Raw genomic sequence first — 16786 nt, forward strand, 5'->3', positions numbered from 1 at the left:
TGGCGCATGTCGGGACATGGCCCGACTGTGCCATCACCCGCCGTGCGACACGACCGTTTTTGCGCGCACCCCAACAGCGGCAACGGCCATGGCCCCCAACGCCGCCACAACGGCAAAGGCGTAGAAACCCCACGGATGCGCCAACCCGGCAGTCAACAGCGCCCCACCGAGCAGGGGTCCGCTGATGGCCCCCAACCGTCCCACCCCGGCGGCCCACCCGATGCCGGTGGCCCGGTTCTCCTCGTAAACCCGCCCGGCATACGCGTAAACGAGCACCTGAGCACTGAACACGAAGCACCCGGCCAACAACACGGCCACGTACACGCCAACCCCGGGCAATTTGATGCTGAGCAGCCCCAAGAACACCACAGCACCCGCAAACCACCCGACAGCGGCAGGCCGCACCCCAACCCGATCAGCAACAGCCCCGGCGATCAACAGCCCGGCAACCGCACCGATGTTGAGCGTCAGCAACAAGGCCAGGGCCGCACCGAGCTCGTACCCGGCACTCCGCATGATCTGCGGCAACCACGTGTTGAGCCCGTACACGAGCAACAGCCCCATGAACGACGCGACCCAGAACGCCACCGTCGCCTTCCGCAACCCAGGCCTGAACAACGACCCAACGGCCTCCAACGCAGGAGCCTTGCGCGCCACGGTCTCCGGCAAGTGCTTGACCATCAGGGGAATCAACACCAACGCCGGCAACGCCCCGGCCACGAACAGCGCCCGCCACCCGAGCTGCGGAATGAGCACGATCCCGAGCAACGCCGTGATGACAGCGCCGACGTGATACCCGGTCATGATCAGCGTGGTGGCCCGCCCACCCTGGTGGGGCCGAGCCTCGTTGACCAACGCGATGGCGGTCGGCAGACACCCGCCAAGCCCAAGCCCCGCGAGGAACCGAAGCACCCCGAACGTCGTGGCGTCCTGCGCCACCGCACAGGCCAACGTGAACACGGAGAACCCGGCCACCGCGAAAATCATGACCTTGCGCCGCCCGATGACATCGGTGATCGTGCCGATGACCAACGCCCCGAGCATCATCCCGACCAGCCCGGCAGTGGACACCGCGCTGGCCGAAGCCGTGGTGAGCACCTTCTCCTGCAACAACACGGGAATCACCGTGCCGAGCACGACGAGATCGAACCCGTCGAGCAGCACCGCCGTCCAGCACAGCGGCAACACCCATTTGTTCACGCGCGCTCCTCCTCGTCGAGGCACTGCCATGAGATGCCGTGCATCCTGCGTCGCACCACAGACAGAAGGGAGAGCACTTTCCACTCGCCGGAAACCTGGCGGCCCTCGAGAACCCGAAACGCCCGAAGGGCCGCCCCTCCACAATGGAGAGACGGCCCTTCGAGAAAGCCGGAGCCAGCTCAGTTGCCGGCCAGCTTCTTGGCGTTGGCCTCGACGTCGTCCAACCCGCCGCAGGAGAAGAACGCCTGCTCGGGGTAGTGGTCGAACTCGCCCTTGCAGACCCGGTCGAACGCCTCGACCGTCTCCTTGATCGGCACGAACGAGCCCTTCTGACCGGTGAACTTCTCCGCGACGAAGAAGTTCTGGCCCAGGAAGCGCTCGAGACGACGCGCACGACCGACGAGGACCTTGTCCTCTTCGGACAGCTCGTCCATACCGAGGATGGCGATGATGTCCTGCAGCTCCTTGTACTTCTGCAGGATCCGCTTCACCTCCTGCGCGACCCGGTAGTGCTCGTCGCCCACGATCGCCGGCTCGAGGATTCGAGACGACGACGACAGCGGGTCGACGGCCGGGTAGATGCCCTTCTGGGAGATCGGACGGGAAAGCTCCGTCGTCGCGTCCAGGTGGGCGAAGGTGGTCGCCGGGGCGGGGTCGGTGTAGTCGTCCGCGGGCACGTAGATGGCCTGCAGCGAGGTGATCGACTTACCGCGCGTCGAGGTGATGCGCTCCTGGAGCTCACCCATCTCGTCGGCCAGCGTCGGCTGGTAACCCACGGCGGAAGGCATGCGGCCCAGCAGGGTCGACACCTCGGAACCGGCCTGGGTGAAGCGGAAGATGTTGTCGATGAAGAGCAGCACGTCCTGGTTCTGAACGTCGCGGAAGTACTCCGCCATCGTCAGAGCGGACAGGGCGACGCGCATACGCGTGCCCGGCGGCTCGTCCATCTGACCGAACACCAGGGCGGTGTCCTGGAGGACCTCCATCTCCTCCATCTCGAGGAGGAGGTCGGTGCCCTCACGGGTGCGCTCACCGACGCCGGCGAAGACCGAGGTGCCGGAGAACTCACGCGCGATACGCGTGATCATCTCCTGGATCAGAACGGTCTTGCCGACACCCGCGCCGCCGAACAGGCCGATCTTGCCGCCCTTGACGTACGGGGTGAGCAGGTCGATGACCTTGATGCCGGTCTCGAGGATCTCGGTCTTGCCCTCGAGCTGGTCGAACGACGGAGCCTTGCGGTGGATGGCCCACTGCTCGCCGTCGCGGCCGAGACCCGGCTGGTCGAGGCAGTCACCGAGGGCGTTGAAGACGTGGCCCTTGACGACGTCGCCGACCGGCACCGAGATCGCGGCGCCGGTGTCGGTCACGGTGGCACCGCGGACCAGACCGTCGGTCGGCTGCATCGAGATGGTGCGGACGAGGTTGTCGCCGAGGTGCTGCGCGACCTCGAGGGTCAGCGTCTTGGCGACGGCCTCGAACGTGATCTCCACGTTCAGGGCGTTGAACAGCTCCGGCACGGCGTCGCGCGGGAACTCCACGTCGACGACCGCACCGATCACCCGGACCACACGGCCGGTGCGGGTGGTGGTGGCAGTAGCACTCATGTCACTCATCACTTCCTGCGCCACCGGTAAGCGCGGCAGCGCCACCGACGATCTCGCTGATCTCCTGGGTGATCTGGGCCTGACGGGCCGAGTTCGCCGCCCGGCTGAGGTTCCGGACCAGCTCCGTCGCGTTGTCCGTCGCGGCCTTCATGGCCGTACGACGAGCCGCCGACTCCGAAGCCGCGGCCTCCAGCATGGCGGAGAACAGGCGCGTCTTCACGTACTTGGGCAGCATCGCACCGAGCAGCGCCTCGGCGCTGGGCTCGAAGTCGTACACCGCGCGCGGGCCCTTGGGGGCCTCACCGGTGTACTCGACCTCCATCGGCGCGATCCGCCTGGCGGTGGGCGTCTGGCTGAGCATGGACTTGAACTCGGTGTACACGACGTGGATCTCGTCCACGCCCTGCGCGCCGTTCTCCGTGCCCTCCAGGAACGCCTGGACCAGCGCGTCGCCCGCCTCGACGGCGTTGACGTAGTGCGGGGTCTGCGAGAACCCGCTCCACGCTGCCGTGATCTCGCGGCGGCGGAACTGGTAGTAGCCCTGGCCCTTGCGGCCGGTCACGTACAGCACCGGCTCCTTGCCCTCGGACCGGAGCAGCTGCAGCAGCTGCTCCGCGGCCTTGAGGACGTTGGCGTTGTAACCGCCGCACATGCCCTTGTCGCTCGTGATCACCAGCACCGCGGCGCGCTTCGGGTTCTCACGCTCCGACAGCAGCGGGTGGTCGAGGTTCGCCGAGGCCTCGGCCAACGCGGAGAGCACGTTCGTGATCTCGTCCGCGTACGGCCGGGAGGCCGCGACCCTGGTCTGCGCCTTCGCGAGGCGAGACGTCGCGATGAGCTCGTAGGCCTTCGTGATCTTCTTGGTCGAGTTGACCGTTCGGATCCGCTGGCGGAGCTCCCGAATCTGTGCGCCCATGGCTCAGATCACTTCTTGGTGGGCTCGGGCTTGTGGACCTTCACCGACTCCTGGCCGACCTTGTCGGCGTCCATCGCCTTCTCGGGCGCCTCGTTGACGATCGTCGTGCCGTCGGAAGCGGTGAACTGCTTCTTGAACTCGGTCACGGCGTCGACAACGCGCTTCTGGGCGTCGTCACCGAACTGCTTGGTCTCGACGATGCTCGCGAGCACGTCCGCGTGGTTGCGGCGCAGCGAGTCCTTGAACTCGGCGACGAACCGGCGGATGTCGCCGACGGGGACGTCGTCCAGGTGGCCCTTGGTCGCGGCGAAGATCTCGACGACCTGCTCCTCGACGGGCACCGGGGAGTACTGGCCCTGCTTGAGCAGCTCGACCAGACGGGCACCGCGGTCCAGCTGGGCGCGCGACGCGGCGTCGAGGTCGGACGCGAACGCGGAGAACGCCTCCAGCTCGCGGAACTGCGACAGGTCGAGACGCAGCGAGCCGGCGACCTGCTTCATGGCCTTGATCTGCGCGGCACCACCGACGCGGGACACGGAGATACCCACGTTGACGGCCGGGCGGACACCGGCGTTGAACAGGTCGGACTCGAGGAAGCACTGACCGTCGGTGATCGAGATGACGTTGGTCGGGATGTACGCCGACACGTCGTTCGCCTTGGTCTCGATGATCGGGAGACCCGTCATCGAGCCGCCGCCCATCTCGTCCGACAGTTTCGCGCAACGCTCGAGGAGACGCGAGTGCAAGTAGAAGACGTCGCCGGGGTACGCCTCACGGCCCGGCGGGCGGCGCAGCAGCAGCGAGATCGCGCGGTACGCCTCGGCCTGCTTGGTCAGGTCGTCGAAGATGATCAGGACGTGCTTGCCCTGGTACATCCAGTGCTGGCCGATGGCGGAGCCGGTGTACGGCGCCAGCCACTTGAAGCCGGCGGAGTCCGACGCCGGGGCGGCGACGATCGTCGTGTACTCGAGCGCGCCCGCCTCCTCCAGCGCGGTCTTGACGCCCGCGATGGTGGAGCCCTTCTGGCCGATGGCGACGTAGACGCAGCGGACCTGCTGCTTGGGGTCGCCCGACTCCCAGGCCTTCTTCTGGTTGATGATCGTGTCGATGCAGACCGCGGTCTTGCCGGTCTTGCGGTCACCGATGATCAGCTGACGCTGACCGCGACCGATCGGGGTCATCGCGTCGATGGCCTTGATACCGGTCTGCATCGGCTCGGACACCGGCTGACGCTGCAGCACGGTGGCCGCCTGCAGCTCCAGGGCGCGGTTGTCGTCGGCGACGATGTCACCGAGGCCGTCGATCGGCTGGCCCAGCGGGTTGACGACGCGGCCGAGGAAGCCGTCGCCGACCGGCACGGACAGGACCTTGCCCGTCCGGCGGACCTCCTGGCCTTCTTCGATCTTGTCGAAGTCACCGAGGATGACCGCACCGATCTCGCGGACCTCGAGGTTCAGGGCGACGCCGAGAACGCCGCCGGGGAACTCGAGCAGCTCGTTGGTCATCGTGCCCGGAAGGCCCTCGACGATGGCGATGCCGTCGTAGGTCTCGGAGACGACACCAACCTCTTCCCGGCTGACCTCCGGGGAGTAGCTCGAGACGTACTTCTCGATCGCACTGCGGATCTCGTCCGACGAGATCGTCAGCTCCGCCATGTCGTTCCTGCTCTCACTTCTTCGTTCTGGGAAAGGGCTCGGGGGCTAGCTGGCGAGATTGCGGCGCAGTGCCGCCAACCGGCCGGCGATGCTTCCGTCGATGATCTCGTCGCCGATCTTGATCGTGAGGCCGCCGGCGAGAGCCGGGTCGACCTCGACGTGCAGCGCGATCGGGCGCGAGTAGATCGTGGTCAGCGTCGCGGTCAAGCGGTCGATCTGCTCCGCGGTCAGCTCCACCGCGGACCGGACGTGCGCGACGGAACGCTGACGGCGCTTGGCCGCCAGGTCGGCGAGCTCGGCCAGGCCGTCGGCCACGCGGAGACCGCGCGGGTTGCGGACCAGCTGGCTCACCAGCGTCTTGGTGACCGGGCTGACCTTTCCCTCGATCAGGGAGTCGACCAGCGCGACCTTGCCGTCGGCAGACCCGGCCGGGTCCGCCAGCAGCAGCTCGAGCTCGTGCGAGCCGGCGACGATGCGGCCGAGCCGGAACAGCTCGTCCTCGGTCGAGTCGAGCTGACCGTCGCGCTCGGCACGCACCAGCAGCGTGGTGCGGGCGAGCGACTCGACACCGTCGACGAGCTCGCGCGGGCTGGACCAGCGCGCGGTCACGACGGCGACCAGCACCTGCAGGGTCGCGTCGCTCACCTTGCCCGCGAACAGGCCGCGGATCAGCTGCTCACGACCGGCGGGCTCCGACGAGGCGTCGGCAGCGGCACGACGCAGCGCGGGCTGGTCGATCAGCAGGCCGAGCACGGCGAAGAGCTCCTCGCCGAGCTTGGCGAGGTCGTCCGTGGACGTGGTGGCGTCGGCCAGCTCCAGCAGCCGCAGTTCCGCGGCTGCCAGAGCTTCACGACTTGCGGCATGCAACGTCATCGGCAGCCTCTACTTGTTCGCCGGCGCCGCGACGGCGTCCAGCTCGTTGAGGAAGCGGTCGACGGTGCCGCGGCGGCGGGCCTCGTCCTCGAGGGACTCGCCCACGACCTTGCTCGCCAGCTCAACAGCGGTGCGGCCGAGGTCGGCACGCAGCTCCGCGATGATCTGGGCGCGCTGCGCGTCCAGCTGGTGCTGGCCCTGCGCGACGATGCGGGCGGACTCGGCCTGCGCCTGCTCGCGCAGCTCCTCGATGATCTGCAGGCCCTCGGCCCGCGCGTCGTCGCGGATGCGCGCGGCCTCGGCGCGAGCCTCGGCCAGCTGCTCCTTGTACTGCTCGAGCGTGCGCTGAGCCTCGGCCTGTGCCTGCTCCGCCTTCTCGATGCCACCCTCGATCTTGGCCGTCCGCTCCGCGTACAGCGCTTCGAACCTCGGCGACACGAACTTCTTGATGACGAAGAAGAGAAGCAGGAACGCGATGAGACCGAGGATGACCTCAGCGATCTGCGGAACGACCGGATTGTGCTTCTCTTCCGCGGCCAGGATCAGGATGTCGTACACGACGTCTCCTAACTCGTAGAAGGGTTAGGTCAGGCGTTCGCGGTCGCGATGAAGTACACGACGAAGCCGATCAGCGCGAGGACCTCGACGATGGCGAAGGTGGTCCACGCGAGGCCGAGCAGGACGCCACGGGCCTCGGGCTGGCGGGCGGTGCCGCTGATGACCGAGGAGAAGATCAGACCCACGCCGATGCCGGGGCCGATGGCCGCGAGACCGTAACCGATGGCCGCGAGACCCGGGTTGATGTTGGCGGCGGCGTCCTGGGCGATCTGGAGAGCGCTCACTGTTGCTGTTCCCTTTCCAACTCGGTCCGCGAGTGTTCGCGGATCGGAGGCTTTGTGCTGTTTCTCAGTGCTCTTCTGCCAGCGCCATGCCGATGTAGCTGGCAGACAGCAGCGCGAAGATGTAGGCCTGCAGGCACATGATCAGTGCCTCCAGGAAGGTCAGCGCGATGGCGAAGGCGAAGGACACCGGCGCCACGATGACGGTCAGCCCGCCATTCAGCAGCAGGAACTCACCGGCCAGGGTGAACACCAGCAGCAGCAGGTGACCCGCGAACATGGCGGCGAAAACTCGGATCGCCAGCGTGAGCGGGTTCAGGATGAACTTCTGGAAGAACTCGATCGGGATCAGCAGCGGGAGCACGAACCACGGTGCGCCCGGCGGAACCGTCTGGTGCTTCAAGTAGCCCACGAAGCCGTGCCGCTTGAACCCGACGAAGTGGTACACCGGGTAAACAACCAGCAACGAAACGGCGAGCGGGAAGCCGATGTGCGACATCGTGGGGAACTGGACGAGCGGGATGAGCCCGAACAGGTTGTTCACCAGGATGAAGCAGAAGATCGTGAGGATCAGCGGGATGAACGGCTTGAAGTCCTTCGCACCGATCTGCTCCCTGGCGATGTTGTTGCGCCCGAAGTCGTAAACCGACTCGGCGGCGAACTGGAACTTGCCGGGGATGAGCTTCAGGTTGCGGCTGGCCGCGATGAAGAAGGCGCCGATGATCAAGATCGACAGCACCAGCAGGACCATCGGCTTCGTGACCGAGCCGAAGATCGGCGGGAGGAAGAAGTCCGCAACTCCTGGGGCGACGAACTTGTCACCCGAGGCCAGCACCATCTCGGTCACTGTGTTCCTTCCGGTTCTCCCGGCCGGCGTTCACTCCGCCGGGGGAATCGTCACGATCTGGACTTAACGTACCTTACGGTTCGCAAGCGACTACCAGAGGCACCCCTGCGATCGGGTGTCCCTGGTCTGCGCGGACCATATCAGCAGGTCTCAGGCGCCTTCCGAGGCGGGCACCACCATCTGACTGCGACTGCGCTTGGAGGCCCTGGCCTCCAGGAACGAAGTCACCAGCACCGTCGCCACCAGGGTGATTCCCAGTGCCTTGGGTTCGAGCCACGGCTGGTTCCGCAACAAGATCACCGCGAGTAGCAAGACGATCAACTTGCCCATGAATCCGCCGAGTGCGGCAACCATCACGAACATCGGATCAAGCGCCGCCGTCTTGCGCATCAACAACAGCGTGGCGAGGCTCGAAGCGATGGCGATCGCACCACCGATCAATGATCCGAAGAGACCAGCGGTCCCCCAGATCACAGTTGACACGACGACGCCGAGGACAAACGTGCCGAGCGCGGCCCAGGCGGCCGCGCGGAACATTTCCCCGGCGAGCCGCTGGACGGTCAGCTCGTGCGTGACGGCCTTGTCCGCGTCGCTCATGTCCCGAAGTGTAGGAAGCCGCTTGTGAACGCTTGCAGGCAGCCCCGCGTAAACGACGGTTAAGCGGACCCAAACAAGATGAACGCCGTTTACGGCTTGCGGACGTCCCGCAGCCTCGGGATCACCGAAACCACGAACGTAACGATCAACCCGATGACGAAGCACGTGGCCACGATGATCGGATCGAACAACGTCAGCGCCACCGCACCGAACGCGAGCACACCGGCCCACAGGTAGATGAGCAGGACCGCACGCCGTTGCGAGTGGCCGATCTCCAGCAACCGGTGGTGCAGGTGCATCTTGTCCGGCGAGAACGGGCTTTCCCCTCGCCGCGTGCGGCGGATGATCGCCATCAGCAGGTCGAGCAGCGGCACGAAGAGCACGGCGGCGACGACGATCAGCGGCGACAGCAGACCGAGCAGGTCGGCAGCGCTGCCCGTGGCCTGGTTGATCTTCCCCGACGCGCTGGTCGTGGCGGCGGCGAGCATGAGGCCGATGAGCATCGAGCCCGAGTCGCCCATGAAGATGCGCGCGGGGTTGAAGTTGTGCGGCAGGAACCCGAGGCACGCCCCGGCGAGCGCGGCGGCGATCAGCGCCGGCGGATAGGCCTCGACGGCACCCTGCCGCTCGACCAGCAGTCCGATCGAGAACGCACACGTGGCCGCGGCGGCGATGAGCCCGATGCCGGCGGCCAGCCCGTCGAGCCCGTCGACGAAGTTCATCGCGTTGATCATCGTGACCGCGAGCAGCACGGTCAGCAGCGCGCCCTGGTTCTGGTCGAGACTGATGGTCGCGCCACCGTCCCACGGCACCCACGCGATCATCCACTGCAGACCGAACAACACGAGAATGCCCGCCGCCGTCACCTGCCCGGCGAGCTTCGTCAGCGAGTCGAGCTCGAACCTGTCGTCGATCGCACCCACGAGCACGATGACGCCGCCCGCGACGATGACCCCCCACGGGTCGTTGGAGAAGTCGAACGCGGCCCGCAGCACCGGCAGTTGATGCGCCACGAACATGCCGCACAGCACGCCACCGTAAATGGCGACACCACCCATGCGAGGCATCGGCTGCACATGCACGTCACGCTGCCGCGGATACGCCACAGCCCCAAGCCGGAACGCCATGGCCCGCACCAACCCCACGAGCAGGAACGTCACGACGGCAGCAATCAACGCGACGAGCAGGTACTCGCGCACGGGAAGGACGAACGAGGATGCGGGCCCCACGGGCCTACCAATCAATCGGGAGCAGTTCGGGGTGCACGCCACGGTACCCGCGGCGACATGATCAATTCTGGCAGCAGCCGCTCACCGCGCGACTTCGACCTCGATCCCGAGCACCTCGTTGATCTCTTCCCTGCTCACCGCACCCTCGCGCAAGATCAGCGCGTCGGCCCCGGTGAGATCCACGATGGTCGAGGCGATGTTCTCCCCGCTCAACCCACCGTCGAGGTACACGGGCACGGCATCCCCGAGCTGATCCCGAGCCTCCTGAGCACTGGAGGCGGGCGCAAACCCGGACTTGTTGGCACTGGACACGGCCATCGGCCCAACATCGCGCAGCAGTTCAAGAGCCACCGGGTGCAACGGCATCCGCAACATCACCGTGCCCCTGGTCTGCCCCAAATCCCACGCCAAACTGGGCGCGTGCGGCAACACAAGACTCAGCCCACCAGGCCAAAACGCCTCGATGAGCGCCCTCGCCTGCCGCGGCACGCTGAGCACCAGCCCGTCAATCGTGGTCCAGGACCCGACCAACACCGGCACGGGCATGTCGGGCCCACGCCCCTTGGCCTCGAGAAGACTCCGAACAGCCTCAGCGTCAAACGCATCGCACCCGATGCCGTAAACGGTGTCGGTGGGCAGGACGACAAGGCGCCCGCTCCGCACCGCACCGGCGGCGGCGGCAAGACCTGCCGCGCGGTTGCTCGGTTCGCTGCAGTCGTAGACCGTGCTCACCTCGCCGAGCCTAGTCAGCTCTGCGGGTCTTCCCACATCGGGCCTGCTCGGGCCACTCGATGTGTTCACCGGTCAGCGGGCCAATCTGCCGACTGTGTTTCGATGCGAGTCTCGCACTGGTCCTGACTGATCCAAAGCCGAACCGACCGCTCGAGATCGTCGGCGATCTCGCGGCGCCCGGTTCATTTGAAACACCGATGTCACCAGGCTCAGCCACCCGCGGGAAACCGCTCAACTCATGTGCGGCGTCCAGCAGCTCGGCTCGGTTGAGTGGCACGCGGATGGCGACAAGGCGGTCTGGCGCAAGAGCAGAGCCAGCGGACGAGGCGGACTGCGTCGAGGTGGCGTTGGCCACGACCAGGCAGGTGTCCACGACTCCGAGCACCGCCCTGGACCTGCGCTTTCATTCTCACTTAGCGCATTCAAAGCGATCCTGACCAGGGCAAAGTTTTAACCCAAACAGGGCTAAGTAGTTCAACTCATCCCCCGAACGGGCGCACCACGGTAAGGTCATATGCCGACCACAGAGCGCTATCGGGGAGGGTCGAGCTTCTGTGTCCGACGAGGGACTGGTAACGAGCGGCTCACGCGGCAACAGCATCGCCGACCGAGCCGCCAGCGGCTCGTGGAGTGGCATCTTCGGGGGCGGTCTCGCCGCTATCGCCGACGCGGCAAAAGCGGTCGCGGTCGCGGTGGAGACTCAACAACTGTCCGTCGACCCGCACCTGGTCGACGCCATGATCAAGAAGCTCACCGCGATGAAGGACGAGCTTGCTTCGATCGCAGAGCGCAGAAACGAGCTGAGCCAGGAAACCAAGATCGGCGGCGGATACGCCATGGCCGTGAGCCGGGACAGCATGAATTTCGGCAGGCAAGCTGCCCAGCAAATCACCGAACTCGGTAAAGCGATCGATTCATTGAAGACGCAGATCGAGAAGAGCCGCGCTTCCTACCACAACGCTGACCAAGCGGGCTCCGACTCGTTCAACAAAATCAACGGGAAGTCATGAAGCGCATCCTCATCGCCGCCTTGATCGCAACGTCCGTGCTCACAAGCGGCTGCACCGGCATGGCAGGCGATCCCAAGCCAACTCCTACCACCGGCGGTGGCACGCCGACGAGCAACGCCGGCACCTCGTCAGGACTCGAGTCGATCAAGCCCTGCGATCTGCTCACCGAGTCCGAAACGGCCACCCTGGGCATCAAGACGCCCGGCAAGGAAGAGAAGGTCGGAACTTCTGACGGGTGCAGCTACTTCATCTCGTCGGAACTCGGCCGGCTTCGGGTAGGCATCCGCGCCAAGTCCGGCCTCAAGGACCTGAATCTTCAGGGCGACAAAATCTCTGACATCAAGGTTGGCAAGTACGACGCGAAGAAGGTTGAAGCTCCGGACGGAGCGAAGTCCCAATGCAACGTCATGATCTCCGTGACTGAGACTTCATCAATCTCGGTGATCGCGACCTTGGACGTCAGCTCCGAAGACACCCCAGTCGCGTGCGAGCGTGCTCGCAAGGCCGCCGACATGATCGCACCGAAACTGCCTTAACGCCGTCCGAGGGGGAATCTCATGGCGCCCATCAAGGCCACCGTTCCAACGCCGAACGACAACTACGCAGGCCAGCCACATGAACGCATGAAGTCTCTGGTCACCGAGAACTACGCGCCCGATACCGCGACCACCGTGAGCGAAGCGTGGAAGGCGATCGGCAACACGTTCAAGGAACTGGCCACCGACTTCTCCATCCTGGTCAACGGCTCGCAGGATGGGTGGAAGGGTCGCGCCGCCGAGGGCGTCAGGACTGCGCTTGGCAAGGTGGGCACATTCGCGGACCAGACCGGCGACGGCTTTCTCAAGACGTCGAGCGCTATCGAGCAGCAGCGTGAGGCCGCGGTTCAGGCGAACAAGAGCATGCCCGACCCGGTCGAGTTCAACCCGATGAAGATCGCCGGCGACTGGCTGACGAACAAGGGTGGCTTCATCGCCCCCGCCATGATGGTCGGCGCGCCCATCGAGATGATCTCCACGTACAACAAGCAGCAGGGCGCCAAAGAAGAAGCCGTGCAGGTCATGCAGACGCGTGACAACACGATGATGGCCGCGGCGATGTCCATGCCCACCATGGAGTCCACGCCGCAGGTCACGCAGGACCAAGGCGTCACGCAGACGAGCAGCAGCACCAGCACGCACAGCCTCAGCAACTCCAACGGGTACCGACCCCCGGGCACCACCGGCATGCCGGGCATGCCGCCGCCGCCCGGCACGAACAACGGCACGACGAACCCGTCGTGGGTGCCGCCGCAGACCAAGGACCCGAACCTCCCCGGCAACTACGACCCGAACCGGCCGCCCGGCAACCAGAACCGCCCGCCGGGCATTCCAACCCCCGGCCCGTTCCCGCCCGGCCGGATCCCGCCCGGAGGTGGCGGCCAGGGCAGGCCTCCTGGTGGCGGTCAGGGCAGGCCGGCTCCCGGCGGCGGTGGCATGCGCGGCGGTGCGCCCGGTGGCGGAGCTGGTGGTCGTGGCATGGGACCAGGCGGCATGAGCGGTGTGGGCGGCCGCGGCATGGGCAGCTTCGGGCCTGCGAACCCCGGCGGTGGCGCTGGAGTCATGGGCAGCGGTCCCGGCGGTGCGGCAGGCGCCGGCGCCGCGGGTGGTCGTGCGGGTGCGGCCGGTGCTGCCGGCATGGGGGGCGGCGCTGGTGCCGGTCACGGTGGCGGCGAGGAGGACAAGGAGCACAAGTCGAACTATCTCGTGCCCACTGACGAGTTCTTCGACGACGATCGCATGGTCGCGCCGCCGGTGATCGGCGGATGAGGCAGATCGCTCAGCTCTCCCTGCCCGCGTTCGAGGTTCTCTGGGAGGACCTGCGGGCGGGGAGTGTGCCCTACCCCTTCGACGTGACGCCGCACGGCGACACGCTCGACGAACGCGCGCGCATCAAGGCCGCGGTGCACGCGGACCTCGAACGCAAGGGTCTCGCGCGGCGCGGCAGGCCGGAGCCGGACCTCGAGGACGCGCTGAACCTGTTGGCACGTCCCGAACTCCGCGTCATCGCCATGTGCATTCCGGACATGAACGGGCAGAAGGTCGTGCGCGCCAGCGTTGTGGCGCGCGGTGGTTACGCGGTGCTGGTGACCCAGGAGGACACCACCGTCACACTGAACTTGTTGCAGCCCAACGAGATCGCGACCAGCCTGGCCAACGCAATGCCGCACGGCCGGCCGGGACCGGGCAGGCTCGTCACGGTGCCCGCCGAAGCCTTCGAGAACCAGCCGCAGCAACAGGAAGGCTTCCGCCAGGCGGTCCGCACGATGGAAAACGACGACGTCCGCATCGCCAAGCAGATGCTGACCGGGCCCGCCATCGGCAACGGCCACTTCCTCGTCCAGATGGGACAGGGCCGCACCAAACGGGACTTCCCGCCCGTCACCTGGATCGACACCCCGCAGGGCCGCTACTCCAACGTTCAGATGCGCAACGGCTGGTTCACCATCAGCCCCGCCGACAACATGGGGTTGGCGCGACACCTCGGACAGGTGTTGGCGATGACGAGCGAACGATGAACCCGGAGCAGATGATCGCGGACCTCGAGTCCAAGGCGCAGCAGCTCCAGCATCGCTCCCAGCAGATGCAGGAGCAAATCCAGAACGCCAGCAGCACGGTCACCTCCCCCAACGAGGCGGTGACCGTGCGCGTGGCACCCAACGGCGCCTTGCAGCACATCGAGTTCTCGCCGACCGCGATGCGCCTGACACACGTCCAGCTCAGCCAGATCGTGATGCAGACCGTGCAGAAGGCCCAGGTTCAGGCGGCCGAACAAGTGGCGTCCATTGTGGAGCCCGAGTTCGGCGGCACCGAGGCGATGGACTTCCTGCGCAGCTTCATCCCGCAGCAGGAGGAAGAAGAACCGCCGCCACCGCCGCAGGAAGACGGCCAGGTCATGCGCGAAGTCTCCTGGAACGAGCCCGTGCAGAGGCCCACGCCGCCACCGAGGCCTCAGCGCCCTGCAGATGACGAAGAGGACGGGTTCGGGAGCGTGCTCCGATGACCGGCCCCAGCTTCAGCGTCGACGCGACCGAGCTCCACAAGTTCGCCAAGGGTCAGCAGGCTCGTCAGGACGCCCTGGACGCCGCCGCCAGCAAGGCGGCGCAAGTGGATCTCGGCGGTGACACGTTCGGCCAGCTGCTGTCCTTTTTCGCGGCGAACGCGCAGGAATGGGCGCAGGGCACCACCGCCGCGATCAGGGAACTGGCGGTGGCCGTCGGCAACGCTTCCGAGGACACCAAGGCCACTGCGCTGACCTACGAGGCCCACGAGGACGCGAACCGCAACAGGTTCGGAGGTTCCCGATGACCTGGACCGGTTTCGGCGACAGCTGGACGAACCCTGACAACGTAGCAGGTGGAGGTCTTGCTGAGTCGTTCGTTCAGACGATCGACTCGGCCAGCCGCCTCAGCGAAGGCGATTTCGCCGAGTTCGGCATGAACCTCGCGGCGACCGGGCTGGACGCGCTCGGCGCGTGGATGGACCCCGTGGGCGCTCTGGCCACAGCGGGCATCGGCTGGCTGATCGAACATCTCAGCTTCCTCCGCGAGCCGCTGGACTGGCTGGCCGGCAGTGGCGACAAGATCAAGGCCGCGGTGACCACCTGGAACCAGGTCGCTGCGGACCTCCGCAACGTCGGCGAACAGCAGGACAAGGCGGTGAAGAGCGAGCTGCCGTGCTGGGAGCAGGGCACTGCGGCCGAGAAGTTCCGCCAGAGCCAGGGCGAGTTGGCCACCGAGATCGCTGCGGTGTCGAAGATGTGCACCTTCGTCGCCTCCGAGATCGCCAGTGCGGGCACCATCACCGCGGCCATCCGCGGCATGATCCGTGACCTCATCGCACTGTTCATCTGGGAAGTGATCCGCAACGCCGTCATTGCACTCGCGTCGTCGTGGGTCTCGCTCGGCAGTTCCCTCGCGGCGTTCGGAGCATGGGCGGTCGGACGCGGCGCTGTGGTCCTCGGCAAGATCACCCAGCAACTTGCCAAACTCGTCAAGCTCGTGGCCCGGATCATGAGTCGTCTCAAGGGACTCTTCGGTCAGCTGGGTGACGTGCTCAGGCGCCTCGGCCGCTTCGGCAAAGGCGGTGGCACGAGCGCCCCGCAAGCCCCTCGCATCCCGTCGACCCGCGGAGACGGACTCGCGGATGCGGGTAAGCGCCTGGAGGACTGGGGCAACTCACGCCCGAATCTCGGCGACGTCGGCGACCAGGTCAAGCAGGCCGGCCGCGAGTTCAAGGACGGCTACGGAGATGCGGGCAACGTCTGGAGGAACAAGTACGAAGAGCCGTACCAGCAGAAGGTTCCGCAGCCGTCTCAGCCGTTCCAGGAGGCCGTCGGCGCCTACACGCCGTACAAGCCGCGTACGCGTCCTGACGGCACCGTGGCGCCGCATTCCTTGCCCAACGTCGAGGACGGTGGCTGGATCGCCAAGGCGACGGCTGATCACCTGCGTGAGTGGGCCAAGTACGACGAGCTGGAGAACCAGGGCAGGACGTTTCCGCGCCAGCAAGGATCTTTGGACGAATGACCAGGACGAGGCCTCCGTTCCAGCCGAAGAAGCTGCTGCTCGCGACCGTGAGCGTTGCCGTGCCCACGCTCACCGGGTTCTTGAGCAGCACCGGCCGAGTGGGTGTGATCCTGCCGCTGGCGTTTCTGTCCATGGCGGCTCTGCCGTTCTACATCGCGTCGGTGGGGAACTACCGGCCCAAGGGCGAGCGGTGGATGCTTCTGCCGGCGCTCGCGCTCTTCATCGGCAGCGTCTTCCCCGCAGGCATCGGTGGACACTCACTCTGGCTCACCGCGTTCGGCGAGACGTTGCACTGCCGCGTCGACAACATCGAGAGGCACAGCAGCAGCCGTGGATCCGACTCGTTCAGCGCTGATCTGGACTGCGGCGGCAGGAAACTGACTTTCTTTCCCACCAACTTCCGGTCAGTCAAGCCGATCAACACCGAGTTCGACGTCGTCGTCGACAAGACCGGTTTCTTCAGCAGCTTGGAACCCGACCAGGTTTCCTGGTGGCACAACCTGCTGTTCCTGACAGGCCTGCTGATCAACGGCCTGTTCATCTTTCTCGTGGCCTGGCTCCCAGTGCGCGAACCGCTGCCTTTAGTCGCCGAGAGGGCTGAGTAGGCGCACACGTTGCGCTCACTCAAGATCCTCGATGATCAAAAAGCTTGATGCGATGAAGGAAGAGCTCGAGAAGATCTTGGAGAAGAGGGCTGACCTGAGCGTGGAAGCAAAG

General features: G+C 66.2%; 20 protein-coding genes. 9 read left to right on the top strand and 11 right to left on the bottom strand.

Annotation, left to right across the window (positions count from 1 at the left end):
• Nucleotides 1-33: 33 nt before the first annotated feature.
• The 11 genes from IEZ09_RS26100 to IEZ09_RS26150 all read right to left on the bottom strand — a co-directional run bounded on the left by IEZ09_RS26100 (nucleotide 34) and on the right by IEZ09_RS26150 (nucleotide 10495).
• Nucleotides 34-1230 carry an MFS transporter gene (locus IEZ09_RS26100; protein ID WP_189256396.1) on the bottom strand — a complete coding sequence of 399 codons (1197 nt, stop codon included), beginning with the start codon at nucleotides 1228-1230 and terminating at the stop codon, nucleotides 34-36.
• A 149-nt stretch (nucleotides 1231-1379) separates the two neighbouring features.
• A complete protein-coding gene (atpD, locus tag IEZ09_RS26105) occupies nucleotides 1380-2816 on the bottom strand; it encodes a F0F1 ATP synthase subunit beta (RefSeq protein ID WP_229812967.1) in 1437 nt (478 codons plus the stop codon).
• Complete coding sequence (locus IEZ09_RS26110; RefSeq protein WP_189256398.1) at nucleotides 2809-3723, bottom strand: F0F1 ATP synthase subunit gamma; 915 nt, start codon at nucleotides 3721-3723, stop codon at nucleotides 2809-2811. The genes atpD and IEZ09_RS26110 overlap by 8 nt, the downstream gene beginning before the upstream one ends.
• Before the next feature lie 8 nt (nucleotides 3724-3731).
• Nucleotides 3732-5378: a F0F1 ATP synthase subunit alpha gene (gene atpA / locus IEZ09_RS26115; RefSeq protein ID WP_189256399.1), complete on the bottom strand. Its 1647-nt coding sequence runs from the start codon at nucleotides 5376-5378 to the stop codon at nucleotides 3732-3734.
• Nucleotides 5379-5423: 45 nt separating this feature from the next.
• Nucleotides 5424-6257 carry a F0F1 ATP synthase subunit delta gene (locus IEZ09_RS26120; RefSeq protein WP_189256434.1) on the bottom strand — a complete coding sequence of 278 codons (834 nt, stop codon included), beginning with the start codon at nucleotides 6255-6257 and terminating at the stop codon, nucleotides 5424-5426.
• 3 nt (nucleotides 6258-6260) lie between these two features.
• The gene (locus tag IEZ09_RS26125; protein ID WP_189256435.1) at nucleotides 6261-6794 is read right to left on the bottom strand and encodes a F0F1 ATP synthase subunit B; all 534 of its coding nucleotides are present in this window, start codon (nucleotides 6792-6794) and stop codon (nucleotides 6261-6263) included.
• A 44-nt stretch (nucleotides 6795-6838) separates the two neighbouring features.
• Nucleotides 6839-7093, bottom strand: coding sequence for an ATP synthase subunit C-like protein (locus IEZ09_RS26130; RefSeq protein WP_189256400.1), 255 nt, complete (start codon nucleotides 7091-7093; stop codon nucleotides 6839-6841).
• Between the two features lie 64 nt (nucleotides 7094-7157).
• Nucleotides 7158-7937 (bottom strand): F0F1 ATP synthase subunit A, encoded by a 780-nt coding sequence (gene atpB, locus IEZ09_RS26135; protein WP_189256401.1) that lies wholly within the window; start codon nucleotides 7935-7937, stop codon nucleotides 7158-7160.
• A 150-nt stretch (nucleotides 7938-8087) separates the two neighbouring features.
• Nucleotides 8088-8534: a Cg1360 family ATP-synthase-associated protein gene (locus IEZ09_RS26140; protein ID WP_189256402.1), complete on the bottom strand. Its 447-nt coding sequence runs from the start codon at nucleotides 8532-8534 to the stop codon at nucleotides 8088-8090.
• Between the two features lie 89 nt (nucleotides 8535-8623).
• Entirely contained in the window at nucleotides 8624-9763 is a 1140-nt protein-coding gene (locus tag IEZ09_RS26145; RefSeq protein WP_189256403.1) for a glycosyltransferase family 4 protein, read from the bottom strand.
• 81 nt (nucleotides 9764-9844) lie between these two features.
• Nucleotides 9845-10495, bottom strand: coding sequence for an L-threonylcarbamoyladenylate synthase (locus IEZ09_RS26150; RefSeq protein WP_189256404.1), 651 nt, complete (start codon nucleotides 10493-10495; stop codon nucleotides 9845-9847).
• A gap of 238 nt (nucleotides 10496-10733) precedes the next feature.
• Here IEZ09_RS26150 and IEZ09_RS47970 point away from each other — a divergent pair, with 238 nt between their 5' ends.
• From IEZ09_RS47970 to IEZ09_RS26195, 9 genes are all read left to right on the top strand, one after another.
• Nucleotides 10734-10949, top strand: a complete 216-nt coding sequence (locus IEZ09_RS47970) for a DUF397 domain-containing protein (protein WP_189256405.1) — start codon at nucleotides 10734-10736, stop codon at nucleotides 10947-10949.
• Nucleotides 10950-11049: 100 nt separating this feature from the next.
• The gene (locus tag IEZ09_RS26160) at nucleotides 11050-11505 is read left to right on the top strand and encodes a hypothetical protein (RefSeq protein WP_189256406.1); all 456 of its coding nucleotides are present in this window, start codon (nucleotides 11050-11052) and stop codon (nucleotides 11503-11505) included.
• Nucleotides 11502-12041: a DUF3558 family protein gene (locus IEZ09_RS26165; RefSeq protein ID WP_189256407.1), complete on the top strand. Its 540-nt coding sequence runs from the start codon at nucleotides 11502-11504 to the stop codon at nucleotides 12039-12041. Before IEZ09_RS26160 ends, IEZ09_RS26165 begins: the two co-directional genes overlap by 4 nt.
• 87 nt (nucleotides 12042-12128) lie before the next feature.
• Nucleotides 12129-13310, top strand: a complete 1182-nt coding sequence (locus IEZ09_RS26170; RefSeq protein WP_189256408.1) for a hypothetical protein — start codon at nucleotides 12129-12131, stop codon at nucleotides 13308-13310.
• A complete protein-coding gene (locus IEZ09_RS26175; protein ID WP_189256409.1) occupies nucleotides 13307-14059 on the top strand; it encodes an ESX secretion-associated protein EspG in 753 nt (250 codons plus the stop codon). Before IEZ09_RS26170 ends, IEZ09_RS26175 begins: the two co-directional genes overlap by 4 nt.
• A complete protein-coding gene (locus IEZ09_RS26180) occupies nucleotides 14056-14544 on the top strand; it encodes a YbaB/EbfC family nucleoid-associated protein (protein ID WP_189256410.1) in 489 nt (162 codons plus the stop codon). Before IEZ09_RS26175 ends, IEZ09_RS26180 begins: the two co-directional genes overlap by 4 nt.
• Nucleotides 14541-14849 (top strand): type VII secretion target, encoded by a 309-nt coding sequence (locus IEZ09_RS26185; RefSeq protein ID WP_189256411.1) that lies wholly within the window; start codon nucleotides 14541-14543, stop codon nucleotides 14847-14849. Before IEZ09_RS26180 ends, IEZ09_RS26185 begins: the two co-directional genes overlap by 4 nt.
• Nucleotides 14846-16069, top strand: coding sequence for a hypothetical protein (locus IEZ09_RS26190; RefSeq protein ID WP_189256412.1), 1224 nt, complete (start codon nucleotides 14846-14848; stop codon nucleotides 16067-16069). The genes IEZ09_RS26185 and IEZ09_RS26190 overlap by 4 nt, the downstream gene beginning before the upstream one ends.
• A gap of 104 nt (nucleotides 16070-16173) precedes the next feature.
• The gene (locus IEZ09_RS26195) at nucleotides 16174-16674 is read left to right on the top strand and encodes a hypothetical protein (RefSeq protein ID WP_189256413.1); all 501 of its coding nucleotides are present in this window, start codon (nucleotides 16174-16176) and stop codon (nucleotides 16672-16674) included.
• Nucleotides 16675-16786 lie beyond the last annotated feature (112 nt).

Origin of the sequence: Lentzea flava (genome assembly GCF_014648475.1) — a bacterium.
In the GTDB taxonomy this organism is placed as follows: domain Bacteria; phylum Actinomycetota; class Actinomycetes; order Mycobacteriales; family Pseudonocardiaceae; genus Lentzea; species Lentzea flava.